Consider the following 24927-nt stretch of genomic DNA (forward strand, 5'->3'; position numbering starts at 1 on the left):
CCCAGAAACGACAACGAAGGGGTTGTTGTGCGAAATCTGCTGGCGGCGGTGGCCGCTGTGGTGTCGATAGCCGGGTTGGTGGTGATCGGCGGGACCAGCACCGCGGGTGCGGCTCCCGTCTGCGCCGTGGACTACAAGCTCAACCAGTGGTCCACCGGGTTCACCGCCAACGTGACCGTGACCAACCAGTCCGCTCCGGTCACTTCGTGGACGCTCACCTGGACGTTCGCCGGGAACCAGTCGATCAGCTCCGGCTGGAGCGCCGACGTGAGGCAGTCCGGCGCCGTGGTGACGGCGTCCAACATGCCTTGGAACGGGACGCTGGGCACGGGCGCCAGCGCCCAGTTCGGCTTCCAGGCCACCTACAGCGGCACCAACGCGGTGCCGACCGACTTCGCGTTCAACGGTGTCTCGTGCAGTGGTGACCAGACCACGACTACCACCACCACCACCACGAGCACGTCGACGTCCACCGCCACGACCACCACCACCTCGAACGAGCCGACCGACTGCGGCACGGCGGCGCTGTGCGACGACTTCGAGCAGCAGACCGGGTCCACCCCGACCGGCCGCTGGACCGTCGGCGCGGCGAACTGCACCGGCCAGGGCGCGGTCAGCATCGACAACTCGGTCGCGCACAGCGGCTCGAAGTCGGTGCGGGTCGACGGCGCGTCCGGCTACTGCAACCACATCTTCTTCGGCACGCCGGTGGACGGGTCTTCCGCTGCCGTGCACGGCCGGTTCTACGTCCGCCACACCACGGCCCTGCCGATGGCGCACGTGACGTTCATGGCCATGAAGGACGCCGGCGATGCGGGCAAGGACCTGCGCATGGGCGGCCAGAACGCGGCGCTGCAGTGGAACCGCGAGTCCGACGACGCCACCCTGCCCGAGCAGAGCCCGGCGGGTGTCGCGCAGAGCAAGCCGCTGCCCACCGGCCAGTGGAACTGCGTGCAGTTCACCGTCGACCCGGCCGGCCGGATCTCGACCTCGCTGAACGGCTCCGTGGTCGACGGCCTGGTGGTGGACGGCGTGTCCACGCCGGACATCGACAGCCAGTGGCTGCGCAAGACCGGCTGGCGGCCCGCCGTCACGGACCTGCGGCTGGGCTGGGAGAGCTACGGCGACGGCGCGAACACCCTCTGGTACGACGACGTCGCGGTGGGTTCCTCGCCGATCGCGTGCTGACGCTGAGGTTCTGACGTGACGCGGTGGGGAGGCCCTGGGTTTCCGGGGCCTCCCCACCGCTGGTGATCAGGCCGCGTTCACCGAGACGTCGTCGAGCACGAACGAGGTCTGGTAGGACCAGTCCTCCGTGCCGGTGAAGCTCAGCGTGACGCTCTGGCCCGCGAACGCGCCCAGGCTGAAGGTGCGCACCGCGTAGCCGGACGGGTTGAGGTTGGTGTAGGTCGCCAGGGTGGTCGCACCGGCCTTGACGGTGAAGGTGTCGAACACGTCCGGCTCGTACTCGTCCGTGCTGATCTTCAGCCACAGCGACAGGGTCGTGTTGGTGCAGCCCGCCGGGACGGTGACGGTCTGGGTCAGCGTCTCGGTGTTGGTGTAGCCGTAGCCGCTGATCCACGAGGAGCGGGTGCCGGTGCGCGGCGAGCCCTCACCGGTCCACGCGGCGATGGTGTAAGTGGCGTTGGACCAGCCGGTGGTGCCGCTCTCGAACCCGCCGTTGACGACCTTCTCGCCGGGCGCGGCGCACGAGCCGCCGGGCGGGTTGATCGCCCAGGTGAACGTGGTGCTCCCGGTCTTGCCCGCGCTGTCGGTCGCGGTGGCGGTCACGGTGTAGGTGCCGGCGGTGGTGGGCGTGCCGGAGATCAGGCCGGTGGACGCCGCGATCGCCAGGCCGGGCGGCAGGCCGGTGGCCGACCACGTGTACGGCGACGTGCCGCCCGAGGCCTTGAGCTGCAGGCTCGTGGCGGTGCCGACGCTGCCGGTCTGGTTGCCCGGCGGGGTGACCGACGGGCTGCCGGGGCCGCCCGGGTCGCCGGTGTTGACGAACAGCAGCCGGTTCGGCGAGCCGGTGCCGGGGCTGGTGATCTTGTTCGGGGTGGAGTTGGCGATCATGGCGTCGGCGACCTGCGCGGGCGTCAGCGACGGCGTGGCGCCGAGCAGGACCGCCGCACCGCCGGCGACGTGCGGCGCCGCCATGGACGTGCCGCTGATGGTGTTGGTGGCGGTGTCGTTGGTCATCCACGCCGAGGTGATGTTCTGGCCCGGCGCGAAGATGTCCGTGCACGTTCCCCAGTTGGAGAACGAGGCGCGGGCGTCGGTGTTCGTCGACGCGTTGACCGTGATCGCCTCGGCCACCCGCGCGGGGGTGAAGTTGCACGCGTTGGCGTTGGAGTTGCCCGACGCGATCGCGTAGGTCACGCCGTCGGCGATCGAGTTGCGGACCGCGGCCTCGCCGGTCGGGTCGCTGCCCGAGCCCCCGAGGCTCATGTTCGCCACGGCCGGGCCGGAGGTGTGGTGGCCGGTGACCCAGTCGATGCCCGCCGCGACACCGGCGAACGAGCCGGAACCCTGGCAGTTGAGCACCTTGACCGCGATCAGCCGCACGCCCTTGGCGACGCCGTGGGCCGTGCCGCCGACCGTGCCGGCGACGTGCGTGCCGTGGCCGTTGCAGTCGGTGTTGTTGCTGTCGACGGTGTTGGTGCCCCAGCTGGCCCGGCCGCCGAAGTCCGAGTGCGTGGTCCGGATGCCGGTGTCGATGATGTAGGCGGTGACGCCGGTGCCGTCGTTGGGGTAGGTGTACGACGAGTTCAGCGGCAGGTCGCGCTGGTCGATCCGGTCCAGGCCCCACGACGGCGGGTTCGGCTGGGTCGCGGTCGCCTTGACCTCGCCGTTCTGCTGGACGTAGGCCACGCCGGGCTCGGCGGCCAGGCGGCGCGCGTCCCGTTCGGACAGCGTGCCCGCGAAGCCCTTGAAGGCGTGGCGGTAGGTGAAGTCGACCTTGGCGTCGTACTTGGCGCTGAGGTCGGCGGTGAGCACGTCGACGCTCTGGGTGGACAGCTCGTTGTAGACGACGATGTAGCTGTCCTTGATGGCGGTCGGGTTGGACGTGCCGACGATGTCGGCCTCGGCGAGCGCGGGTGTGGTCCCGGCGGCCAGGCCGGTGGCGGTGATCGCCGCAGTGGCTAACGCGAGCAGGGCTCGTCTGGATCCGCGAACGTCTCCCATTGCAGGGTTCTCCCTCGTGCAGGGGTTCCGGCAGACCCTGTGGTGACGCGGGTCGGCCGGGGAGCGGAGGTTCTGCGATCACGTTCGCGCGGACGTGATCGGCAACGTTAGAGGACCGCCTGAGGTCGGACAATCGGCCGGCAGTAGGAATGACCTGCGGTGTACCGAACCGCCTGGCCCCACCGGGGCGAACCGGCACAAGATCACTCGATAGTGTTAATAACTTCAGTGTTGACTAAGACAAGTCTTCTCCCGGCGCCAGGTCTGACACCGGAAGAAGACTTGACCGAAAAGCCGCCGAGGACGGTCAGCGCCCGACGTAGGCGCGGAGGTGTTGGGCGGTCAGGGTGGAGGCGTTCGCGACCAGGTCGGCGGGTGTGCCGGTGAAGACGATCCGACCGCCGTCGTGCCCGGCGCCGGGTCCGAGGTCGATGATCCAGTCGGCGTGCGCCATGACGGCCTGGTGGTGCTCGATCACGATGACGGTGTTGCCGTCGTCCACCAGGCGGTCGAGCAGGCCGAGCAGCTGGTCCACGTCGGCGAGGTGCAGGCCGGTGGTGGGCTCGTCGAGGATGTAGGTGGACGCCTTCTCGGCCATGTGGATGGCGAGCTTGAGCCGCTGCCGCTCGCCGCCGGACAGGGTGGTGAGGGGCTGGCCGAGGGAGAGGTAGCCGAGGCCGACGTCGACCAGGCGGTCCAGGATGGCCTTGGCCTGCTTCTCGGTGAAGAAGTCGCGGGCCTCGGTGACGGACATGCCGAGGACCTCGCTGATGTCGCGGCCCCGCAGGGTGTGGGTGAGGACTTCGGCGGTGAACCGCTTGCCTTCGCACTCCTCGCAGACCGAGGCGACGCCGGCCATCATCGCGAGGTCGGTGTAGACCAGGCCGATGCCCTTGCACTTGGGGCAGGCGCCTTCGGAGTTGGCGCTGAACAGGGCGGGTTTGACGCCGTTGGCCTTGGCGAAGGCGGTGCGGATGGGGTCGAGCAGGCCGGTGTAGGTGGCGGGGTTGGAGCGTCGTGAGCCGCGGATGGGCGACTGGTCGACGGTGACGACGTCGTCGCGGCGGGCGAGGGAGCCGTGGATGAGGGAGCTCTTGCCGGAGCCCGCGACGCCGGTGACGACGGTGAGGACGCCGAGGGGGATGTCGACGTCGACGCCCTTGAGGTTGTGCAGGGTGGCGCCGGCGATCGGCAGCCGGCCGGTGGGTGTGCGCACCTGGTCGCGGAGCCGGGCGCGGTGGTCGAGGTGGCGCCCGGTGAGGGTGTCGGAGGCGCGCAGTTCCGCGACGGTGCCGCTGAAGGTGATGTGGCCGCCGTGGGTGCCCGCGCCGGGTCCGAGGTCGATCACGTGGTCGGCGATGCCGATGGTCTCGGGTTTGTGCTCGACCACCAGGACGGTGTTGCCCTTGTCGCGCAGGCGCAGGAGCAGGTCGTTCATCCGCTGGATGTCGTGGGGGTGCAGGCCGGTGGTGGGTTCGTCGAAGACGTAGGTGACGTCGGTGAGGGCGGAGCCGACGTGGCGGACCATCTTGACGCGTTGGGCCTCGCCGCCGGAGAGGGTGGCGGCGGGTCGGTCGAGGCTGAGGTAGCCGAGGCCGATCTCGACCAGGTTGTCGAGGAGTTCCTTCAGCGTGGTGAGCATGGGTCCGACGGAGGGGTCGTCGATCTTGGCGACCCAGTCGGCGAGGTCGCTGATCTGCATGGTGGAGCAGTCGGCGATGTTCAGGCCGTCGATCCTGGAGGAGAGGGCGGCGGCGTTGAGGCGGGCGCCGCGGCACTCGGGGCATTCGGTGAAGGTGACGGCGCGGTCCACGAACGCCCGGATGTGGGGCTGCATGGATTCGCGGTCCTTGCCGAGGTAGAGGCGCTGGACTTTGACCAGGAGGCCTTCGTAGGTGACGTTGGTCTTGCCCACTTTGACCTTGGTGGTGTCGCGGTTGAGGAAGGCGTCCCATTCTTCCTCGGTGAAGTCCTGGAGTTTCTTGTCGGGGTCGTAGAAGCCGGATTGGACGTAGGTCTGGACGTACCAGTTGTCGACGGTGAAGCCGGGGACGGTGATGGCGCCTTCGGTGAGGGACTTGGTGCGGTCGACCAGTTGGTCGACGTCGACGGTGGAGACGCGGCCGAGGCCTTCGCACCTGAGGCACATGCCTTCGGGGAGGTTGAAGCTGAAGGCGCCGGAGGTGCCGACGTGGGGTTGGCCGAGGCGGCTGAACAGGATGCGGAGCATGGTGTGCGCGTCGGTGGCGGTGCCGACGGTGGAGCGGGAGTTGGCGCCCATGCGCTCCTGGTCGACGATGATCGCGGCGCTGAGGTTGCGCAGGGCGTCGACGTCGGGGCGGCCGAGGCTGGGCATGAAGGACTGGATGAACGCGGTGTAGGTCTCGTTGATGAGGCGTTGTGACTCGGCGGCGATGGTGCCGAAGACGAGGGATGATTTGCCGGAGCCGGAGACGCCGGTGAAGACGGTGAGGCGTCGTTTGGGGATGTCGACGGAGATATCGGCGAGGTTGTTCTCCCTCGCGCCCCGTACCTGGATGACGTCGTGGCTGTCTGCTGGTGCGGCCATCGCCGGCTTTCCCCCTGGTTTGTTTATGCCGTAAGGTGCTCGCGGCACGGTACTTTACGGTGTAAGGAGCGGGCAAGTGGCGGTGTACGCGGGGCAGGGTGACGCGCGTCGGTCGATGCGGCTGCTGTGGCGTGCGCCGGGTGGTGCCGCGGGGCCGGGGCTGTCGGTGGACGTGATCGTGGACGCGGCGGTCGAGGTGGCGGATCGGGACGGCATGGCGGCGTTGTCGATGCGCGCGGTGGGTGAGCGGTTGGGGCGTTCGGCGATGGCGTTGTACACGTACGTGCCGAGCAAGGCGGAGTTGGTGGACCTGATGTACGACCGGGTGCTGGGTGAGCTGCCGTCGGAGTACCCGGTGGACGACGGGTGGCGGGTGGCGTTGCGGGCGTGGGCGGTGGACGCGCGGGAGTTCTTCCTGACGCACCCGTGGGTGTTGCAGGTGTCGCAGGCGCGGCCGGTGTTGGGGCCCAACGAGTTCGCGATGCTGGAGGTGTTGTTGCGGATTTTGCGGCCGACGGGATTGGGGTCGTCGGTGTTGCGGGGTGTGGTGGGTGCGGTGGTGCAGTTCGTGCGCGGTGCGGCGGGGGTGATCGCGGAGGCGCGGCGGGCGGCGCGGGAGACGGGGATGACGGACGAGGAGTGGTGGTTCTCGCGGTCGGAGGTGTTCGAGGAGGTGGCGCCGGACTTCGCCGAGCGGTTCCCGTTGTCGGCGGAGTTGGGGGAGGAGGAGCCGCCGCCGGTGGAGGGGGATGAGTCCGTGCCGTATTTGGAGCGGGACGCGGTGTTGAACTTCGTGACGGGGTTGGAGGTGTTGTTGGACGGGGTGGAGGCGGCGGTGGCGCGTGCCGGTGGGGGCTGAGGCCGGTCGTCGGTGATATACGGTGTGCGCGTTGGCGCGGACGAGGGAGGTGGGACCCATTTCTGCTGGTGTGCATCGGGTCGCTCCCGGCCGCGTCGTGGCGGTGTGAGGGGCGCCCGCGGGTTTCGCGCGAGAGGCGTTCGTGGTGTTGGTGGTCGATGTTGTCGCGCGGTTGCGTGCGGCGGGGTGTGTGTTCGCGGAGGACGAGGCGCGGTTGTTGGTGGCCGCCGCGCGTGGTCCGGCCGAGTTGGCGTCGTTGACGGCGCGGCGGGTGGCCGGGGTGCCGTTGGAGCACGTGGTGGGGTGGGCGGAGTTCTGCGGGTTGCGGGTGGTGGTCGAGCCGGGGGTGTTCGTGCCGCGTCGGCGAACCGGGTTCCTGGTGGCGGTGGCGGCGGGTCTGGCGCGGCCGGGTGCGGTGGTGGTGGACCTGTGCTGCGGTTCGGGCGCGGTGGGTGCCGCGGTCGCCGATCGGGTGCCCGGGGTGGAGTTGCACGCCGTGGACGTGGACCCGGTGGCGGTGGCTTGTGCGCGTCGCAACGTGGGTGCGGGCCGGGTGTACGTGGGTGATCTCTACGACCCGCTGCCGGTGTCGTTGGTGGGGCGGGTGGACGTGCTGGTGGCGAACGCGCCGTACGTGCCGACGGGGGCGATCGGGCTGATGCCGCCGGAGGCGCGCGACCACGAGCCGCGGGTGGCGTTGGACGGCGGGGCGGACGGTCTGGACGTGCAGCGGCGGGTGATCGCGGGCGCGGCGCGGTGGTTGGCGCCGGGTGGGCGGTTGTTGGTGGAGACGGGTGCGCGGCAGGCGTCGGGGACGGTGGCGGCGTTCGCCCTGGGTGGGTTGTGCGCGGAGGTCGTGTCGGACGAGGAGCTGTCGGCGACCGTGGTGGTCGGTTCGTTCTCCTGACTGTTGAGCGAGTGCTCAACCTTCGGCGTACCCTGCGTTTTGAGCAGTCGCTTAAAAAAGGGGTGTTCCGGTGCCTGACTGGACTTATTTCCCGCTGCGCGGGATCGCCGCGGCGGTGCTGGGGCCGGGCCGGTCGCGGCGGGTGGCGTTGCGGGTGTTGGCGCTGGTCGGGTCGTTGCCGGGTGGCGGGTGGCTGGTGTCGCGGGGTTTCGGGCACCGGCACCCGCCGCGGTGGCTGGCCGGTTCGGTGGCCGGGGTGGCGGTGCGGAGCCGGGTGGGTGCGGTGGTGCCGCCCGGTGTCGCGCGGGACGCGGTGAGGGCGTTGCCGTTGCTCGGCGCGGGTGTGGTGGAGGTGGGTCCGGTCGGGCCCGCGGACGTCGGGGTGGTGCGCGAGGCGGCCGTGGGGCGACGTGTGCCGGTGGTGGTGCGGGCGACGGGACCGGAGGTGGTGGCCGCGCTGGTGCGGCACGTCGATGCCGTGCGTGTCGGCGCCGATCCCGATGTGGTGCACCTGCGTTCGCCGTCGACGGCTCGTGCGGTGGACGTCCTCGCCGACCCGGCCAAGGCGGTCCTGGCCGCGCCGGAAGTGCTGGTGGCGGCCGGTCCCGGTTGGTTCGCGCGGGTGGTGGAGGCGGCGACGCCGACCCGTCCGGCGCCCTCGGTGCGCGACGTGGGGCGTGACCCGAGGCGGTGGCCGGCGTGGTGGTGGGGCGCGCTGGTCGGGCTGGGGATGATCGGCGCGGGGCTGGGCGCGGCCGCGATCGCGCTCGGCCCGGTGCTTCGGAGGTGTTCGTGGCGAGCGATCTGGCGTTCCTGGGCACCGGGGCGGAGAAGTTGGACGAGGCGAACGCGCGGCTGACGGACTTCATCGCGCACGACCGGGCCGGGTTCGGCGGCGCGTTGATGTCCGCGGCCGCGGCGATCACGCTGCTCGGCGCGTGCCCCTACCGTGATCACATGGCCGACACGCGACAGCGACTGATCGACGGCGCGATCGAGACGATCCGGCGGCACGGGATCACCGGTACGTCCGCCCGCACGATCGCCGCCACCGCCGGCGTCAACCAGGCCCTGGTCTTCTACCACTTCGGCAGCGTGCACGAGCTGCTGGAGGCGGCGTGCCTGGCCGCCACGAAGGTCAGGGTCGCGTCGTTCGCGTCCCGGCTGGACGAGGTCGCCGACCTGCGGCAGCTGCTGGAGCTGGGCCGCCGCCTGCACGCCGAGGAGCGGTCGCTGGGCAACGTCATGGTGCTCGCCCAGCTGCTCGCCGGCGCGCAGGCGGACCAGGAGCTGGCCAAGGCCGCGTCGGCCGCGCTGGAGCTGTGGATCGGCCCTGTCGAGCGCGTGCTGGACCGGCTGCTGGCCGACTCGCCGGTGCGCGACCTGGTGGACACCGGCGGGTTGGCCCGCGCGGTGTGCGCGGGGTTCATCGGACTGGAGCTGTTCGAGGGCGTCGACCCGGCCGGCGCGCACGCCGCGCTCGACGCCCTGGACCGCCTCGCGGTCCTCGTGGACGTGGTGGACGACCTCGGCCCGGTCGCCCGCCGCGCGCTGCGCGCCAAGCTCCGCAAGTCCGAGACCTGAGACCGGTCAGCCCACGTCCACGCCGTCGCTCGGGCACGGTTCGACGGGCACCGGGATCCGGGCGTGGACGTGGGTGCCGTCGACGTCGAGCACCGCGCCCGCCTTGCGCAGGAGGGCCATGGCGGCGGTGTTGTCGGTGGTGGTGTCGGCGAAGACCGTGGTGACGCCGCGTCGGGGCGCTTCTTCGATGACGCGGCGCAGCGCGGCGAGGCCGACGCCGTGGCCGCGGGCGCAGCGGGCGACCCAGATCCCGGTCTCGCCCTTCGCGGTGAGCCGGATCATGCCGACGGTGCGCTCGCCGTCCACGATCTCGTAGGCGTCGTCCTGGAAGCCCCGGTAGAACTCGCGGAAGTCGTCCGGTCGGTCCAGGGTCCAGCCCGGTGGCATGACGTCGGTGGGGTCGGCGTCCGCGACCGCCAGGCCGAGCAGCCGTTCCACTCCCGCGTCGTCCACCCTCCGCAATCCGATCATGTCGTCAGCTCCTTCTCCAACGGCGTCCGGAAGCGGGGGATCACGCGCACCCCGCCCAGCCAGGACGCCAACCGGTCCGCCTCCCGGGCGATCGCCGCTTCCGCGTCCGCGCCGACGTCGTCGAGGAGTCGCCACACGAGTCCGCCGTCGGCGCGCTGGGCCCACCCGCCGACGACCGAGCCGTTCCACCAGACGGTCGGGCCGACGTTGCCCGCGGTGTCGAACAGGCGCGGCCGGTGTCGGGCGGGCAGGTACCAGTCGCGAGCCTGCCATCCCATCGGTGTCGAATCCAGTGCCGGCAGCAGCGCGGCCCACGGTGGGGGCTGGTCGACGGGGTCGAGGTCGTCGGGCAGGGCGTAGCCGGTGCCGGTGGAGAGCTCGACCGGGACGGCGCCGGCGGCGGTGAGGGCGGCCCGGGTGTGGCCGAGGTTCCAGCCGGTCCACCACTTGAGGTCGGCTTCGGTGCCGGGGCCGTAGGAGGCGAGCCAGCGGCGGGCGAGTTCGGCGCGGCCGAGGTCGGGGTCGAGTGACGGCCAAGGTGTGGCGGGCTCCCAGCGGAACTGGGTGCTCAGCCAGGTGCCGAGGGGTCGGCCGCGGCGCAGCCTGCCGTCGGCGGCCAGCACGCGGATGATGCGGCTGGACACGTTCTGGCGGGTCTCGTAGGGCTTGCCGGGTGCGACGACGACCTGTTCGAGCAGGTCGGGGACGTCGTGGGTGAGCTCGACGGCGGTGGCCTCGCCGCGCAGGCGCAGCGCTTCGAGGGTGGCGTCCTCGACCCGGGCGAGCCGGTCGGCGTCCCAGCCGACGCCGTCGGCGAGGTAGGTGAGCAGCTTCTGCCGTTCCTTGGCGGCGATGGCGGCGCCCGCGGCGGCCTGCACCACGGGTGCGGTCGCGGCGGTGACGGCGAACATCGTGCGGCGCATGCACAACGACCGGACCAGCGTCCGCCGCTCGTAGAACGCGGCTTCCACCTCGGGCACCGAGGGGTGTTCCAGGCGGGCGCACGCGGAGAGGAACACCGTGCCCGGGTCGGTGGCGTGCAGGCCGACGAGTGCCTCGACCACGTCCTCCACGGCGGTGGCACGGGCGGACAGCAGGTGGCGGACGCCGAGGCGGGCCCGCCGCTGAGCGTCGTCGATCTTGGCGAGCGTCACCGGTCCATCCTCGGCGATCTACCCTGATCGGCGAAACCGGGATCCACGCAACCCGGAGACCGCTGGACGAGGACGCGATGTCGGCAACACGGCTGCTGGTGCTCGGGGTGGTGCGCGGCTACGGGCGCGCCCACGGCTACCTGATCGGCAACGACCTGATGTCGTGGGGCGCGGGGGAGTGGGCCAACGTCAAGTGGGGCTCGATCTACCACGCGTTGAAGCAGCTCACCAAGGACGGCTGCCTGGTCGACCACAGCGTGCCGCCCGGTCGCACGGACTACGAGATCACCCCCGCGGGGGAGGCCGAGTACCGCACGTTGCTCAGGGACGCGTTGCGGCGGCCGGAGACGCGGCCGGACCTGCTCGCGGCCGGGTTGGCGCTGCTGCCGTCGTTGACGAGGGAGGAAGCCGTCGGTCTGCTCACCGAGCGGCTGGCGGCGTTGGAGACCCGGCGTGACGCGGCGCGCGAGCAGGTGGGGGAGTGGCGCGATCCGCCGCACGTGAAGGAGCTGTTCGGGCTGTGGGAGCACACCGCGGCCGCGGGGGCGGAGTGGACGCGGGGCCTGGTCGAGCGCCTGGAGTCGGGCGCCTACCCGATGGCAGGCGAACCGGGATCGCCGGGCGCACCGGGCAGCTGGGCTATACTCAAACTTGAGTAGCGAGGGGGAGCGCTGAACACAGGGTTGGAGCGGTACGCGGCCGTCTTCGAGGTCGCCGACCCGCCACGCACGTCCACGATCGCCTTCTACCCCGCCCAGGACCCCCGTCCCGCCGGTTCGGCGCAGCCGTCGGTGCACTCGGACGGGGTCGACGCACCCGGCCCGGACCGGCTCACCATCGCCACCCCCGACGGCACCCGGCAGACCGTGCCCGCCCTGCGGCTGCCGGTGACCGAGGCCATCCCGCTGCTCAGCCGTGCCCGCCGCACCCCGCACGCCCACCCCGCCACCGCGTTCTGGGGCGCGGCCGTGGTGGTGGCGCTGCAACTCGTCGCCCGGGGCCGGGTGCGGCCCGCGGTCACCGACGGCGACTTCGACGCGTGGCTGCTCGGTCCTCTCGACGCGGGCGACCACGCCCGCGTGCGCGACCTGGCCGACGCGATGCCCGCGCACGCCCGCGCCGTGCCGCTGCCGGGCCGCGACCCGCTCGAACTGCCCGACGCCGAACCGCTGCTGCGCGCCTTCCTCGACGCCGTCGCCGACACCATGCCGCGTGGCGCGGCGGCCGTGCACGCGGCCGGCGCACCGGCGTTCGCCGCGATGGCGCCCCAGCAGGTGCCGCACCTGCGCGACTGGGCCGACCAGGGCGTGCGGATCTCCCTGCGGATCGAGGGCTTCGGCCCGTTCCGCGGCGTCGTGCAGGTGCACAGCCTCGCCGATCCGGCCCGCGTGGTCGACGCCGCCGAGCTGTGGGCGTCGGCCAACCAGCGGTCCCGGGCCGACGCCATGGTCGCGCTGCGCCGTGCCGCCCGTGCCTGGGCGCCGCTGGAACGGCTGCTCGACCAGGCCGTGCCCGACGAGGTCACCCTGCTCGACTCCGACGTCGAGCACCTGCTCACCACCGGGGCGGTCCGCCTGGCCGGCGCGGGCGTGGACGTGCACTGGCCCAAGGACCTGGTGCGGGACCTGTCGGCCAAGGTCGTGATCGGCGAACGGCCCAGCGACCGGCCGGCGTTCTTCGGCCCCGACCAGCTCACCTCCGTCGACTGGCAGCTCGCCCTGGGCGACGACCCGCTCACCCCCGACGAACTAAACCGGCTCGCCGAGGCCACCCGGCCGGTCGTGCGGCTGCGCGACCGCTGGACCCTCGTCGACCCGGAGCTGGCCCGCCGCGCCCGCGAACGCACCCTCGAACCCGTCACCGCGATCGACGCGCTCGGCGCGGCGCTGACCGGCAGCACCCGGGTCGACGGCGTCGAGGTCCAGGTCGCCGCCACCGGCTGGCTGGACGAGCTGAAGTCGCGCCTGGCCGACCTCGACACCGACCCGATCAGCCAGCCGCCCGCGCTGCGGGCGACCCTGCGCGACTACCAGCTGCACGGCCTGCGCTGGCTGGACCGCATGACCTCGCTCGGCCTGGGCGCGTGCCTGGCCGACGACATGGGTCTGGGCAAGACCGTCACCCTCATCGCGCTGCACCTGCACCGCGACCGGCGCGACCCCGGACCCACGCTGGTGGTCTGCCCGGCGTCGCTGATGGGCAACTGGCAGCGCGAGATCGAACGCTTCGCGCCCGGCGTGCCCGTGCGGCGCTTCCACGGTCCCCGCCGGGAGGTCGCGCACGAGGGTTTCGTGCTCACCACCTACGGCACCATGCGCCTGGACGCCGACCGGCTCGCCGACGTCGACTGGGGCATGGTCGTCGCCGACGAGGCCCAGCACGTGAAGAACCCCGCCTCCGACACCGCCAAGGCGCTGCGCCGCATCCCCGCCCGCGCCCGCGTCGCCCTCACCGGCACGCCGGTGGAGAACACCCTGTCGGAGCTGTGGGCGATCCTCGACTGGACCACCCCCGGCCTGCTCGGCACCATGGCCCGGTTCAAGGCCCGCTGGGCGGGTCCCATCGAAGGCGACCGCGACCACGAGGCCGCGCAGCGGTTCGCCCGATTGGTGCGGCCGTTCCTGCTGCGCCGCCGCAAGACCGATCCCGGTATCGCGCCCGAACTGCCGCCCAAGACCGAGACCGACCAGCCCGTCGCGCTGACCCGCGAACAGGCCGCGCTCTACGAGGCGGTCGTGCGGGAACTCATGGCCGAGGTCCGCGAAGCCGACGGCATCGCCCGCCGCGGCAAGATCGTCAAGCTGCTCACCGGCCTCAAGCAGGTCTGCAACCACCCCGCCCAGTACCTCAAGGAGACCTCGCCGAAGCTCGCCGGCCGGTCCGGCAAGCTCGAACTGCTCGACGAACTGCTCGACACGATCCTCGCCGAGGACGGCTCGGTGCTCGTGTTCACCCAGTACGTCGCCATGGCCCGGCTCATCGAACGCCACCTCGCCGGCCGCGGCATCGCCACCCAGCTGCTGCACGGCGGCACGCCCGTCCCCGCCCGCGAGGACATGGTGCGCCGCTTCCAGGACGGCGGGTGCCCGGTGTTCCTGCTCTCCCTCAAAGCCGCCGGCACCGGCCTCAACCTCACCCGCGCCGACCACGTCGTGCACTACGACCGGTGGTGGAACCCGGCCGTGGAGGACCAGGCCACCGACCGCGCCCACCGCATCGGCCAGACCCGGCCCGTGCAGGTGCACCGGCTCATCGCCGAGGGCACCATCGAGGACCGCATCGCCGCGATGCTGCGCGCCAAGCGCGACCTCGCCGACGCCGTCCTGGCCCGCGGCGACGCCGCGTTCACCGAACTGTCCGACGACGAACTGGGCAACCTGGTCGAACTCAGGAGCGGCACGTGAGCGACCGCGTCAAGGGCTTCCCCGCGTTCGGCAAGGGCGTGCGCCGCGCCCGCTCCTGGTGGGGCAAGGCGTGGCTGCAGGCCCTGGAGGACACCTCACTGGACCAGGCGCCGCTGCGGCAGGGCCGCAAGTACGCCCACGCCGGGCTCGTCGGCACCATCACCGTCAGCCCCGGCCGCCTCGACGCCACCGTCTACGACGCCGAGGACACCTACCGGACCACCGTCCACGTCACCGAGCTGACCGACGGCGAGTGGAACCGGTTCCTCGGCCAGATCGCCGCGAAAGCGGGCCACCTCGCCGCGCTGCTCGACCGCGAGATGCCCCGCGAACTCGCCGACGCCGCCGCCGACGCGGGCGTGCCGCTGCTGCCCGGCATCGGCGACCTCGACCCCGAGTGCACCTGCCCCGGCTGGGAGCTGCCCTGCCGCCACGCCGCCGCGCTGTGCCACCAGGCGTCGTGGCTGCTCGACGCCGACCCGTGGGTCCTGCTGCTCCTGCGCGGACGCGACCAGGACGAAGTCGTCGCCGGTTCCCGCCCCACCGCCGGCGTCCTGGCCACCGCCGCCTACGCCGAACCGGTCCGGGACCTGCCCGCCGACCCGCCGCCCGGCGACCTCGGCCCGCTGCCGGAGTTCGAACCCGCGCCCGGCCTCGACGTCGACGTGCTGCGCCTGCTCGTCGCCGACGCCGCCGCGAAAGCCCGCGACGTGCTCGCCACCGGCCACTGGCCCGCCCCCGACGACCGCCGCGACCACATCCGGATGGCCGCCACCGTGCCCGCCCTGCACGACCGGCTCGACGCCGACCCCCGCGCCGTGCGGGCCTGGCGCCAAGGCGGCCTCGCCGCCCTGGACGTCCTCGAACAGCCCTGGACCCCCGGCAAGACCGACACCGCCCGCGCCCGTGCCGCCTGGGACAGCGGCGAACTGCCCGAACCGACCGTGTGGCGCAACCGCTGGACCGTCCACGACCGACAACTCCGCTACGGCCGCGACGGCCGCTGGTACCCCTACCGCGACACCGACGGCACCTGGTGGCCGACCGGCATCCCGCACCGCGACCCCACCGCCGCCCTCAGCGACACCGATTAGCCCGGCCGCCGAAGTGGCGGCTCGCGGAAAAACACGCGGCGCCGGGGGAGTGTCGCCTACGCTCGCGAGGTGGTCGACTTACCACCGAAACCCTCCCAGGTGCGGCTGACCAGCCCGCGCTCGGCCCGCGCGCAGAAGACCCTCGCGGCCGTCGTCACCGCCGCCGGGCGGTCGGACGCGGTGCTCGACGTCCTCGTCGACCCGACCGTGCGCACGTGGGCCGTCGTCCATTGAGGTCGGTCAGGCCGTCCACAGTGGAGGAGCCGGAGTCGAAGTCGCAGGTGGAGCCCGCTTCACCACAGCTGTGGTACCACAGCTGTGGTAGTCGGCAGAGTCGCGCGGACCCGGGGTTCCCGGGCCGACCTGGTCCGCCGCCACCGCCCGTGGGACGGTGACGCGCGCGGCGGCCGACCGGTCCTAGGTGATCACGCCCGGCACCACGGCGGCCGTCCGCTTGCGCCGCAGCCACACCTTGCGGGAACCGTCGCCGAACAACAACGTCCGCGACAGCTCCCACCCGGCGAACTCCGCGTGGATCGTCAGCTGCGTCGTCGCCGTGCGACGGGAGACACCGGCCGGCAACCGCAGCGGCCGGTACTCCCAGTCCCCGTCGACCACCCCTTCGCCCGTCATCCGATCACCTGCATCCCTGCGCCGTTCCCGGACGCGACGAACACGCGCCCGCTGCCTGGGTCCACCGCCACCGAGTCCGGCTGCCGGACCGTGGCGTACCGGTGCCGCTCCACCGGCTCCGCACCGGACACGTCGAACGCCACGACCTCGTTGCGCCCGGTGAGCGTGATCCACACCAGGTCGCGCGCCTCGTCGTAGGCCATCCCGTACGGCTCGCCCGGCACGGGGTAGCGCAGCCGCATGATCAGCGGGCCGGTGGAGAACGCCATCAGCTCACCGCCGCGCGTGTCCACCACCAGCACCCGGCCGAACCGGTCGGCCACCGCGTTCGTCGCACCCTCGCCCGCGCGCAGCCCGGCACCGGGGCCGTCGGCCGCCGGGTCCAGGTCGAACACCGCGCTGCGCGGCCGGTCCAGCACCACCGCCGCACCGCCGACCGCGACCAGCCGGTCCGGGCTGGAGATGCCGCGCACGACGTGCCCGTCCACCGACACCTGCCGCAGGTCGCGCTGCGCCACCAACGTCCGCTCGCCCACCCGGACCACGTCCGCCGGGGCACCGTCCACCGCGCGCTGCGACGTCGTGCCGTCCGGCCGGATCGTCACCACGGCACCGGCGGGCACCACCGCCTCCACCGCGTCACCGACCGTGACCAGCTGTTCGGCCGGACCGGGCAGCGGCACGACCACGGGGTCACCCAGCGTGTCGGCGGGGTAGAGGGCCACCGACGGCGGATCGGCCAGCGCCACCGCCACCCGCCCGCCCGCGACCGCGACCGCCGTCGCCCGCCCCAGCGGCACCACCCGGCCGTGCGGCGCGGCGGTCTGCTCCGGTGCCGCGGCGGGCCGCGCGGGCTCCAACGTCGCCGCGAGCTGCAGCGGATCGGCCGGGTTCTCCTCGGTCGCACAGCCCGAGACCAAGGCGACCCCGGTGAGCACTACCGCCGCCAGTCGGCGCAACGTCGGACCTCCCAGTCGACCCCGTTCAGCCCTCCCAGCATCCATCACCGAACCACCATCGTCACGCAGGGGGCGGGTGTTGTCGTTGGTCTGGGCAGGTGATAGTCGCGCCCCACCCGTACCCCTCGCCCTTCTCCGGCGACTATCCCAGGTGAACGGGGAGGCGTCGCGATGACCGTCGAGGAGCTGCGCAACCGGCACGTGCAACTGCTGCGGGACCGGCGGGTGGCCGACCACCTCGACCCACCGGCGCACCCCGCCGACACCGCCATGCGCTACCACACCTGGACCCAGGTGGCCGCCGAGCCGCTGCCGGACCTGCTGGGGCGGCTGGTCGACGTGCGGGTGCGGCCCGCCGCCTACCGGCCCGCGCACCTGCGCGAGCAGCAACGCACCCTCGACGCCCTGCAGCCCGAGGTGCTGCACCTGGCCCGCGTCGCCGGGTGGGACGCCGCCACCCCGGTGCTGGCGGGCGTGTTCCCCACCGGCACGCTCGACGCGCTCAGCGTCCCCGTGCCGGGCCGCGGCGTGCTGGTGCTGGTCAACACCTCGCTGCTGGACCTGCTCGGCGCCGTGCTGAAGATCATGACCGGGGCGCTGCCGAACTACGGCACCCCGCCCCTGCTGACCCCCGAACAGGCGTCCTTCGCACTGGCCGAGGCCGTCAACGCCCACCTGTACGGCAACGGCGCGGTCGAGGCGCGGCGGCTGCCCGAGCTGTCCGGCCAGCGTGCCGCGCTGGTCTCGCTGATGGCGCGGCGGGGGACCCAGTTCGTGCTGGCCCACGAGGTCGGGCACGTGCTGTCCGGGCACCTGCTGCACGCCCGCCGCCTCACCGACACCAACACACCCGTCGGCGCCCTCGACGCCCGGTCCGTGGGCTGGCCGCGCGAGCACGAGGCCGACCGCGTCGCCGCCACGGTCATGCTGCACACCCTGGACGACCTCGGCCCCCGTGAGCTGGAGGCGCACGAGCCGTGCCTGGTCGGCGCGGTGCTGCTGGTGCTGTTCCTGCACGAGGTGACCGACCGGCTGGCCGACGAGCTCGGCCTGACCGTGCCGTTCGCGGGCAACCACCCGCCGCCCGTGCGGCGCATCCAGACCCTGGTCGAGCACCTCGCCGGGCACGTCCGCACACCCCGCGCCCTCGACCTCGCCGCCGACGTCGCCACCTGGCTGGAGGACCAACTGGCGGGTGTCCGGGAGTGGTTCCGCCACGTGAACGACACCCTGACCTGACCCGACCAGGTGGTGGTGTTCATCCGGAGGCTGATGCGGGGTTTCAGCCCGCCCGCGCCCCACCGGGCGGTGGTGCGATCGGTGCGCGGGGAAAGCCCCCGTGCCGAAGGAGGTCGCAGGTGGCCACGTACGAGACCGAGATCCACACCGGTGGCGGTGGTTGGCAGCCCGACGCGCCGCTGACCGTGAGCATCACGAACCGCGACCCGGTCGTGCCCGAGGAGGGGGCGCCGTCCACCGGGACCACCGTCACCTGGAGCGGCGACCAAGGCAACGGCAGCGTGACGTTCTTCGACAACGGCAGCACGTTCGAGGGCACCGCGCAGTTCCCCGGCGAAGGGCCGGTCGGCTACCGGGGCAAGTACTCCGGCTGACCGGCGGACGGGTCCGGGTGTCGCGACACGGCGGTGAACGCACCCGGACCCCACCGCTCACGTCAGCCGGGTGACCTCGCCGGTGTCGAGCCGGTAGCTCGCCGCGACCACCCGCACCCCGTGGTGCCGCACCGCCGTGCGGACCGTCACCGACCTCTCCAACACCAGCGACGCCACCCGCTTGGCCTGGTTGTCCACCGCCGCCGCCCGGCCCCGCACCACGTCCACCGCCGCCGACACCGCGCCGCAGTTCGCGTGCCCCAGCACCACCACCAGCGGGATGCCCAGGTGCTCCACCGCGTACTCGACGCTGCCCAGCACGCTGTTGTCGAGCACCTCGCCCGCCGCGCGGACCGTGAACAGGTCGCCCAGCCCGTGGTCGAACACCAGCTCCGGCGGCACCCGCGAGTCCGCGCACCCCAGCACCACCGCGAACGGGTGTTGGCCCCGCACCAGCGACTCCCGCCACCGCAGCGACTCGTGCGGGTGGGTCTGGTGCCCGGTGACGAACCGCCGATTGCCCTCGGCGAGCTTGCGCCACGCGCCCTCCGCGTCCACAGCCGTCGCCGGTGCGGTCCGCGGCGCCGACGGGCCCTGGGCCGACGCGGGCGCTCCGGCGACCACGACGGTCGCCGCGGTACCGGCCGTGATGCCGAACAACCGGCGTCGCGTCACCGCGGCCGGCTCACCACTTGTCTCACGCACGACCCGAACCTAGACCCGACTCGACGCTCCAGCGTGACGCGGGGTCACGAGGCCGCTCCGAATCGTCACGGAAAGCAACATTCCGTCCAATCCGGACACCGCCGTGCTGCCTCAGCCCAGCGGCCGTTCCGGATAGCCGAACTCCACCGCGCTCACGTCGTCCAACGCTGCGCGGATCGCCGGCGGCAACGTCAGCTCCTCCGCCGCCAGCGACCCCAGCAACTGGGCCGTGTCCCGCGCGCCCACCACCGGCGCCACCACGCCCGGTCGGTCCCGCACCCACGCCAGCGCCACGCACAGCGCGTTCGTGCCCAGACCGTCCGCCGCCGTCGCCACCGCCTGCACGATCCGCGCCGCCCGTTCCGTGCGGTGCTGCTCCACGTACCCGGCGAAGTGCGCCGACGCGCCCCGCGAGTCCGACGGCGTGCCGTTGCGGTACTTGCCGGTCAGCACGCCACGCCCCAGCGGCGCCCACGGCAGCAGGCCGATCCCGTGGTGCCGCGCCGCCGGCACCACCTCCCGCTCCACGCCCCGCTCCAGCAGCGAGTACTCCACCTGCGTCGAGACCAGCGGCGCGTGCCCCGGCAGCGCCGCCGCCGTGCCCAACTGCCAGCCCGAGTAGTTCGACACCCCCACGTAGCGGACCCGGCCCGACGCCACCGCCGTGTCCAGCGCCGACAGCGTCTCCTCCAGCGGCACGTTCGCGTCCCACGCGTGCAGCTGCCACAGGTCGATGTGCTCCACGCGGAGCCGGCGCAGCGACCCGTCCAGGGCGTTGAGCAGCGCGCCCCGCGACGCGCCACCGCCGAACGGGCCGTCGTTGCGCCGCGCCACCGCCTTCGTCGCGATCACCAGCTCGTCACGCGGCACGACCTCGCCCAGCAGACCGCCCAGGATCCGCTCGCTCTCGCCCTCCACGTACACGTCGGCGGTGTCCACCAGCGTGCCGCCCGCCTCGGCGAAGGCCAGCAACTGGGTGGCCGCCTCGTCCGCGTCGGTGTCCCGGCCCCAGGTCATCGTGCCCAGGGCCATCCGGGAGACCCGCAGTCCGCTGCGCCCGAGGTATCGCTGTTCCACGCGGGGGAGCCTAAAGGGTGATCGACTTTCCGGCGGGTCGTGGCACGCACCGGTCAAGCCCGAATCCCGCCACGATCGTGCGCACCCGGCCTGGCGAACCAGGTTACCGACCGGTAGGGTCCCGGTTCGTGCGACTGGGACTGAACCTCGGGTACTGGGGCGCGGGCAACGACGCCGCGAACCTCGAACTGGCGCGGGAAGCCGACCGACTGGGCTACTCGGTGGTGTGGGCCGCCGAGGCCTACGGCTCCGACGCGCCCACGGTCCTGGCGTGGGTGGCCGCGCAGACCGAACGCGTGGACGTCGGCAGCGCGATCCTGCAGATCCCCGCCCGGACCCCGGCGATGACCGCGATGACCGCCGCCACCCTGGACTCGCTGTCCGGCGGCCGGTTCCGCCTCGGCCTGGGCGTGTCCGGGCCGCAGGTGTCGGAGGGCTGGCACGGCGTGCGGTTCGACAAGCCGCTCGGCCGCACCCGCGAGTACGTCGACATCGTCCGCGCCGCCCTGCGCCGCGACCGGCTGCGCTACGACGGCGAGCACTACACGCTGCCGCTGCCCGACGGCCCCGGCAAGGCCCTCACCCTCACCGTGCACCCCGTGCGCGAGCACATCCCCGTCTACCTCGCCGCCGTCGGCCCCAAGAACGTCGAGCTGGCGGGCGAGATCGCCGACGGTTGGCTCGCGCTGTTCCTGTCGCCCGAGCACTCCGGGGACGTTCTCGCCTCGCTCAAGGCGGGCCGCGAGAAGGTGGGCAAGACCCTCGACGGGTTCGACATCGCCGCCACCGTGCCCATGGTCGTCGGCGACGACTGGCGTGCGTGCGCCGACCGCGTCCGCCCCTACGCCGCCCTCTACGTCGGCGGCATGGGCAGCAGGCAGAAGAACTTCTACAACGACAACGCCGTCCGCATGGGCTTCGCCGCCGAGGCCGCCCAGGTCCAGGACCGCTACCTCGCCAAGGACTACGAGGGCGCGATGGCCGCCCTCCCGGTCGAGTTCCTCGACGCCACCTCCCTGCTCGGCCCGAAGGAGCGCATCGCCGAGAAGATGCGCGCCTACGCCGAAGCGGGGGTCACCACTCTCACCCTTTCGCCCATGCTGCAAGATCTCGATCAGGGGATCGCCGCGCTCCGCACGGCGATCGAAGCTCTGGATCTGGCAGGAGTGGGTAGTTGAGCTGGTTGCAGGCCATCGTCCTCGGACTCGTCCAAGGGCTCACGGAATTCCTGCCCATTTCCTCGTCGGGTCACATCAGGATCGTCTCCACGCTGTTCTTCGGCAACGACGCGGGCGCGTCGTTCACCGCGGTCATCCAGCTGGGCACCGAGGTCGCGGTGCTGATCTACTTCGCCAAGGACATCGGCAACTTCATCGCCGCCTGGTTCCGCGGGCTGTTCAACAAGGCGGCGCGCAAGACCGACGACTACCGCATGGCCTGGTACGTGATCATCGGGTCCATCCCGATCAGCGTGCTCGGCTACCTGTTCAAGGACGAGATCCGGTCGTCGCTGCGCAACCTGTGGATCACCGCCACCGCGCTCGTGGTGTTCGGCATCCTGCTCGGCGTGGCCGACCACTTCGCCCAGCACATCCGCAACAAGCTCCAGCTCAAGGACGCCGTCGGCATGGGTCTGGCCCAGGCGCTGGCGCTGATCCCCGGCGTGTCCCGCTCCGGCGGGACGCTCACCGCGGGCCTGTTCCTCGGCCTGGACCGCGCCTCCGCCGCCCGCTACTCGTTCCTGCTGGCCCTGCCCGCCGTGTTCGGCGCGGGCCTGTTCAGCATCCCCGACGTGCTCGAACGCGCCGAGCCCAACGCCGCCTCCGTGCCGCAGATGATCGTCGCCACGATCGTGTCGTTCGCGGTCGGCTACGCCACCATCGCGTGGCTCCTGCGCTACGTCTCCAAGCACAGCTACTCGGTGTTCGTGTGGTACCGGCTGCTGCTCGGCATCGTCCTGATGGGGCTGCTGTCGATGGGGCTCATCAACCCGTCATAGGGTTGGCACCGTGGCTACCGTGATCTTGCTGCGACATGCCCGCTCCACCGCCAACGGAGCGGGCGTCCTCGCGGGCCGCCAACCCGGCGTCCAGTTGTCCGAACGGGGCGAGGAGCAGGCCGCGGCACTGGTCGACCGGCTCGCCGGCATCCCGCTCGCCGCCGCCGTCACCTCACCGCTGGAACGCTGCCGGCGTACCCTCGCGCCCCTGCTCGACCGGCTCGGCCTCGAACCGGCCGTCGAACCCGACCTCGCCGAGGTCGACTACGGCCAGTGGACCGGCCGCGAGATCAAGGACCTACTCCAGGAACCACTGTGGTCGGTCGTGCAGCAGCACCCGTCCGCCGCGGTGTTCCCCGACGGCGAAGGACTGGCCACCGTCCAGGCACGGGCCGTGGCCGCCATCCGGGCCCACGACGCCCGCATCACCGCCGAACACGGCCCGCGGGCCGTCTGGCTGGCGTGCAGCCACGGTGACGTGATCAAGGCCGTCCTCGCCGACGCGCTCGGCGTGCACCTCGACGGGTTCCAGCGCATCGTCGTCGACCCCGCGTCGGTGTCCGTCGTCCAGTACACCGAGACCCGGCCGTTCGTGCTGCGCGTCAACGACAACGGTGGCGACCTGTCCGCCCTCGTGCCGCCGCCGGAGAAGACCGGGGAACCGCCGTCGTCCGACGCCGTCGTGGGCGGCACCACCGGCGCCTGACGCGGGCCGGCTTCGAGCAGCGCGTGGCCCCCGGACAGTGCAGGGTAGTCCGGGGGCCACGGTGCGCTTGGTCGGGGCGGGCGACCACGTGCAGACGATCGTATGGGCGCCACCACGCCGGTGAATGCCGTCGTGCGGGTGCGGTTTTTCGCCGCTGGCCCGGCACTTGCGCAGGTCAGCACGGCCGCCCCGGACCACGACGACGATCAAAAGCCCAGCTCAACACGGGTGGAAACCTCGCCGAAACAAACGCGCAAGCAGTCCGGAGCGCTAACCGGTTGGACCGTTCGGTCCCGCCCGGACGGACCGGGCGTGTTAGAAGTTAACAACCCGGCGTGCGCCCTTGATCACAGTCCGAGGCGGGTGACCGCGTTGTCCTCCAACGGGTTCGCGGTGCGGATGTAGCGGTGCACGGTGCGCGGGTTGGTCCAGCGGCCCTGCCTCATGATCTCCCGGTCGCTCGCGCCGCCCAGCGCCGCCTGGGTGGCGAACCCCGCCCGCAGCGAGTGCCCGCCGAACAGCGCCGGGTCCAACCCGGCCTTCGCCGCGTACCGCTTCACCACGTCCGACACCGCCCGGTCGGACATGGACCGGCCGCCCATCCGCCCGTGCTTGCTCACCGAGGGGAACAGCGGGCCGCGCAACGTCCCCGGCTGGTAGGAGTGGCAGCGGTGCGTCGCCTCCGGGCCGCTCTCGCCGTCCAGCAGCGCTTGTGGGTCCGGTGCGGTCAGCACGTCCGCCCAGTCCGCGAACGCGCACACCGGGCACGTCGGCCTCCGTGCGCCGCGGGGGAGCACCACGCGCTGCCGGTGCACGCCCGTCCGGTCGGTCTTCGTGACGCCGAGTTCGACCAGCAGCAGGGGCTCGTGCGTGCGCGGGTCCACGTCCACGGTGACGTCCTCCAACGCGACCGCCGCCAGTTCGCTGCGCCGCAACGCGCCCGCGAAGCCCACCAGCAGCAGCAGTGCGTCACGCCGTCGTGCCACGCCCGTCGGCCAGCCCGGCGGTGGCAGTTCCGCCAACAACGCCTCCAACGTGCCCAGCAGCACCGGCCGCTTGCGCCGCGGCTGAGCCTGCCGGGTGCGGCGGATACCGCGCAACGTCAACCGCACCACGTCCGACCGGGTGGGGGAGGGCAGGCCGCCCGCCGCGTGCACCGCGGCGATCGCCGCCGCCTTGCGCTCCAACGTGGACGGGCCGAACGCGGGGGAGCCGTCGGCTTTCGTCGCGTCCGCCGCGACCGCCAGGTACACCGCGACGTCCACCGGGTCCGCGGGCAATGCCACCCGGCCCTCGGCCTCGCACCAGGCGGCCCAGCCGACCCAGTCCGAGCGGTAGGCGCGCACGGTGTTCGCCGACTGCGCCGCACGGAGGTAGCCGGACAGTGCCTCGGCCTGCTCGTCGTCGAACCGGCGCCGCACCTGCTCCAGTGCCGCGAAGTCGACCGGCGCCGCGTGCCGCACCCGATCGAGTTCCGCGCGCACCGGTTCCGGCAAGGTCACCCGGTCACCCTAACATCGTTGATCCTCTTGATATCTTCAGTGTGGAGTAATAGACCACTTGACCGTGGTCGCTACTATGCGAAACCGTGCGAGCCCTACAACACCCGGACGTGGAGGACCTCCAGCTCGCGACCGTGCTCAGCGCGCTCGCGGACCCCGTCCGGCTGCGCATCGTGGCCGAGCTCGCACGATCGGGTGGGATCGTGTGCGGTCAGTTCGACGTGCCGGTGAGCATGTCGACGTTGTCGCATCACCTGAAGGTGCTCCGCGAGGCGGGGGTGCTGCGCGTGACGCCGCAGGGCAGCTACCGCACCCACGAGCTGCGGCGTGAGGAGATGGAGCACCGGTTCCCCGGCGTCCTGGACTCCATCACCAAGGCGATCGAAGCACCCTGACCTGCGTCTTTGCCGGCAGCCGTGTGCACGATCGGGTGATCATGCCCCCGACTTCAAAGAACACGGTGTTATTATTCATCTGAAACGTCGGGAGAAACAACAAGGCC

24 protein-coding genes are annotated in these 24927 nt (G+C 72.3%); 15 read left to right on the top strand and 9 right to left on the bottom strand.

Going from position 1 to position 24927, the window contains the following annotated elements:
- Positions 1 to 27: 27 nt before the first annotated feature.
- On the top strand, positions 28 to 1188 hold the full coding sequence (locus A6A25_RS22945; protein ID WP_073893094.1) for a cellulose-binding domain-containing protein: 1161 nt from the start codon (positions 28 to 30) through the stop codon (positions 1186 to 1188).
- A gap of 66 nt (positions 1189 to 1254) precedes the next feature.
- Here the strand turns inward: A6A25_RS22945 and A6A25_RS22950 are convergent, their stop codons facing one another.
- Positions 1255 to 3189, bottom strand: coding sequence for a S8 family peptidase (locus A6A25_RS22950; protein ID WP_083668567.1), 1935 nt, complete (start codon positions 3187 to 3189; stop codon positions 1255 to 1257).
- Between the two features lie 307 nt (positions 3190 to 3496).
- Positions 3497 to 5758, bottom strand: a complete 2262-nt coding sequence (locus tag A6A25_RS22955) for an ATP-binding cassette domain-containing protein (RefSeq protein ID WP_073893096.1) — start codon at positions 5756 to 5758, stop codon at positions 3497 to 3499.
- Between the two features lie 76 nt (positions 5759 to 5834).
- Here A6A25_RS22955 and A6A25_RS22960 point away from each other — a divergent pair, with 76 nt between their 5' ends.
- From A6A25_RS22960 to A6A25_RS22975, 4 genes are all read left to right on the top strand, one after another.
- Positions 5835 to 6617 carry a TetR/AcrR family transcriptional regulator gene (locus tag A6A25_RS22960; RefSeq protein ID WP_073893098.1) on the top strand — a complete coding sequence of 261 codons (783 nt, stop codon included), beginning with the start codon at positions 5835 to 5837 and terminating at the stop codon, positions 6615 to 6617.
- A gap of 151 nt (positions 6618 to 6768) precedes the next feature.
- On the top strand, positions 6769 to 7524 hold the full coding sequence (locus tag A6A25_RS22965) for a putative protein N(5)-glutamine methyltransferase (protein WP_241828857.1): 756 nt from the start codon (positions 6769 to 6771) through the stop codon (positions 7522 to 7524).
- Positions 7525 to 7594: 70 nt separating this feature from the next.
- Positions 7595 to 8383: a hypothetical protein gene (locus A6A25_RS22970; protein WP_143193337.1), complete on the top strand. Its 789-nt coding sequence runs from the start codon at positions 7595 to 7597 to the stop codon at positions 8381 to 8383.
- Positions 8317 to 9108 (top strand): TetR/AcrR family transcriptional regulator, encoded by a 792-nt coding sequence (locus tag A6A25_RS22975; protein ID WP_241828858.1) that lies wholly within the window; start codon positions 8317 to 8319, stop codon positions 9106 to 9108. The genes A6A25_RS22970 and A6A25_RS22975 overlap by 67 nt, the downstream gene beginning before the upstream one ends.
- A 6-nt stretch (positions 9109 to 9114) precedes the next feature.
- Here the strand turns inward: A6A25_RS22975 and A6A25_RS22980 are convergent, their stop codons facing one another.
- Both A6A25_RS22980 and A6A25_RS22985 read right to left on the bottom strand, forming a co-directional pair.
- Positions 9115 to 9579 (bottom strand): GNAT family N-acetyltransferase, encoded by a 465-nt coding sequence (locus A6A25_RS22980; protein WP_073893103.1) that lies wholly within the window; start codon positions 9577 to 9579, stop codon positions 9115 to 9117.
- Positions 9576 to 10733, bottom strand: a complete 1158-nt coding sequence (locus A6A25_RS22985) for a winged helix DNA-binding domain-containing protein (protein WP_073893105.1) — start codon at positions 10731 to 10733, stop codon at positions 9576 to 9578. Before A6A25_RS22985 ends, A6A25_RS22980 begins: the two co-directional genes overlap by 4 nt.
- Before the next feature lie 77 nt (positions 10734 to 10810).
- Between A6A25_RS22985 and A6A25_RS22990 the strand changes: the two genes are divergently transcribed.
- The 4 genes from A6A25_RS22990 to A6A25_RS44215 all read left to right on the top strand — a co-directional run bounded on the left by A6A25_RS22990 (position 10811) and on the right by A6A25_RS44215 (position 15465).
- Complete coding sequence (locus tag A6A25_RS22990; protein WP_073893106.1) at positions 10811 to 11392, top strand: PadR family transcriptional regulator; 582 nt, start codon at positions 10811 to 10813, stop codon at positions 11390 to 11392.
- A gap of 24 nt (positions 11393 to 11416) precedes the next feature.
- The gene (locus A6A25_RS22995; RefSeq protein WP_073893108.1) at positions 11417 to 14137 is read left to right on the top strand and encodes a DEAD/DEAH box helicase; all 2721 of its coding nucleotides are present in this window, start codon (positions 11417 to 11419) and stop codon (positions 14135 to 14137) included.
- On the top strand, positions 14134 to 15231 hold the full coding sequence (locus A6A25_RS23000) for an SWIM zinc finger family protein (RefSeq protein ID WP_073893109.1): 1098 nt from the start codon (positions 14134 to 14136) through the stop codon (positions 15229 to 15231). The genes A6A25_RS22995 and A6A25_RS23000 overlap by 4 nt, the downstream gene beginning before the upstream one ends.
- Before the next feature lie 69 nt (positions 15232 to 15300).
- On the top strand, positions 15301 to 15465 hold the full coding sequence (locus A6A25_RS44215) for a hypothetical protein (RefSeq protein WP_158073793.1): 165 nt from the start codon (positions 15301 to 15303) through the stop codon (positions 15463 to 15465).
- A gap of 183 nt (positions 15466 to 15648) precedes the next feature.
- Here A6A25_RS44215 and A6A25_RS23005 read toward each other — a convergent pair whose 3' ends face one another.
- Both A6A25_RS23005 and A6A25_RS23010 read right to left on the bottom strand, forming a co-directional pair.
- Positions 15649 to 15864 carry a DUF5703 family protein gene (locus A6A25_RS23005; protein ID WP_073893111.1) on the bottom strand — a complete coding sequence of 72 codons (216 nt, stop codon included), beginning with the start codon at positions 15862 to 15864 and terminating at the stop codon, positions 15649 to 15651.
- Positions 15861 to 16823, bottom strand: a complete 963-nt coding sequence (locus A6A25_RS23010) for a YncE family protein (RefSeq protein WP_198932817.1) — start codon at positions 16821 to 16823, stop codon at positions 15861 to 15863. The genes A6A25_RS23005 and A6A25_RS23010 overlap by 4 nt, the downstream gene beginning before the upstream one ends.
- A gap of 171 nt (positions 16824 to 16994) precedes the next feature.
- Between A6A25_RS23010 and A6A25_RS23015 the strand changes: the two genes are divergently transcribed.
- Positions 16995 to 18062: a M48 family metalloprotease gene (locus A6A25_RS23015; RefSeq protein WP_073893114.1), complete on the top strand. Its 1068-nt coding sequence runs from the start codon at positions 16995 to 16997 to the stop codon at positions 18060 to 18062.
- 119 nt (positions 18063 to 18181) lie between these two features.
- Positions 18182 to 18436, top strand: a complete 255-nt coding sequence (locus A6A25_RS23020) for a hypothetical protein (protein ID WP_073893115.1) — start codon at positions 18182 to 18184, stop codon at positions 18434 to 18436.
- A 57-nt stretch (positions 18437 to 18493) separates the two neighbouring features.
- On the opposite strand, the gene A6A25_RS23025 is transcribed toward A6A25_RS23020, so the two are convergent.
- Entirely contained in the window at positions 18494 to 19141 is a 648-nt protein-coding gene (locus A6A25_RS23025) for a carbonic anhydrase (RefSeq protein WP_241828859.1), read from the bottom strand.
- 111 nt (positions 19142 to 19252) lie between these two features.
- Positions 19253 to 20218, bottom strand: a complete 966-nt coding sequence (locus A6A25_RS23030; RefSeq protein WP_073893119.1) for an aldo/keto reductase — start codon at positions 20216 to 20218, stop codon at positions 19253 to 19255.
- Positions 20219 to 20346: 128 nt separating this feature from the next.
- Here A6A25_RS23030 and A6A25_RS23035 point away from each other — a divergent pair, with 128 nt between their 5' ends.
- Genes A6A25_RS23035 through A6A25_RS23045 form a run of 3 tightly spaced genes read left to right on the top strand, consistent with a single transcriptional unit; the run spans position 20347 to position 22923 of the window.
- Positions 20347 to 21396, top strand: a complete 1050-nt coding sequence (locus A6A25_RS23035; protein ID WP_073893120.1) for an LLM class F420-dependent oxidoreductase — start codon at positions 20347 to 20349, stop codon at positions 21394 to 21396.
- Positions 21393 to 22217 (top strand): undecaprenyl-diphosphate phosphatase, encoded by an 825-nt coding sequence (locus tag A6A25_RS23040; RefSeq protein ID WP_073893122.1) that lies wholly within the window; start codon positions 21393 to 21395, stop codon positions 22215 to 22217. The genes A6A25_RS23035 and A6A25_RS23040 overlap by 4 nt, the downstream gene beginning before the upstream one ends.
- Before the next feature lie 10 nt (positions 22218 to 22227).
- Positions 22228 to 22923, top strand: a complete 696-nt coding sequence (locus tag A6A25_RS23045) for a histidine phosphatase family protein (protein ID WP_073893123.1) — start codon at positions 22228 to 22230, stop codon at positions 22921 to 22923.
- A gap of 347 nt (positions 22924 to 23270) precedes the next feature.
- Here the strand turns inward: A6A25_RS23045 and A6A25_RS23050 are convergent, their stop codons facing one another.
- Complete coding sequence (locus tag A6A25_RS23050; protein WP_073893125.1) at positions 23271 to 24425, bottom strand: site-specific integrase; 1155 nt, start codon at positions 24423 to 24425, stop codon at positions 23271 to 23273.
- Between the two features lie 86 nt (positions 24426 to 24511).
- On the opposite strand from A6A25_RS23050, the gene A6A25_RS23055 reads away from it, so the two are divergent.
- Positions 24512 to 24820 carry an ArsR/SmtB family transcription factor gene (locus tag A6A25_RS23055; protein WP_073893126.1) on the top strand — a complete coding sequence of 103 codons (309 nt, stop codon included), beginning with the start codon at positions 24512 to 24514 and terminating at the stop codon, positions 24818 to 24820.
- The last annotated feature ends 107 nt before the right edge of the window (positions 24821 to 24927 follow it).

Source organism: Saccharothrix sp. CB00851, from assembly GCF_001905065.1.
In the GTDB taxonomy this organism is placed as follows: Bacteria; Actinomycetota; Actinomycetes; order Mycobacteriales; family Pseudonocardiaceae; genus Actinosynnema.

What these genes read in the sequence shown, in the direction of transcription:
- A6A25_RS22990 (WP_073893106.1), top strand. Translation starts at nt 10,811, where the DNA reads ATGTCGGCAACACGGCTGCTGGTGCTCGGGGTGGTGCGCGGCTACGGG.
- A6A25_RS23005 (WP_073893111.1), bottom strand. Translation starts at nt 15,864, where the DNA reads ATGACGGGCGAAGGGGTGGTCGACGGGGACTGGGAGTACCGGCCGCTG.
- A6A25_RS22980 (WP_073893103.1), bottom strand. Translation starts at nt 9,579, where the DNA reads ATGATCGGATTGCGGAGGGTGGACGACGCGGGAGTGGAACGGCTGCTC.
- A6A25_RS22955 (WP_073893096.1), bottom strand. Translation starts at nt 5,758, where the DNA reads ATGGCCGCACCAGCAGACAGCCACGACGTCATCCAGGTACGGGGCGCG.
- A6A25_RS22950 (WP_083668567.1), bottom strand. Translation starts at nt 3,189, where the DNA reads ATGGGAGACGTTCGCGGATCCAGACGAGCCCTGCTCGCGTTAGCCACT.
- A6A25_RS23015 (WP_073893114.1), top strand. Translation starts at nt 16,995, where the DNA reads ATGACCGTCGAGGAGCTGCGCAACCGGCACGTGCAACTGCTGCGGGAC.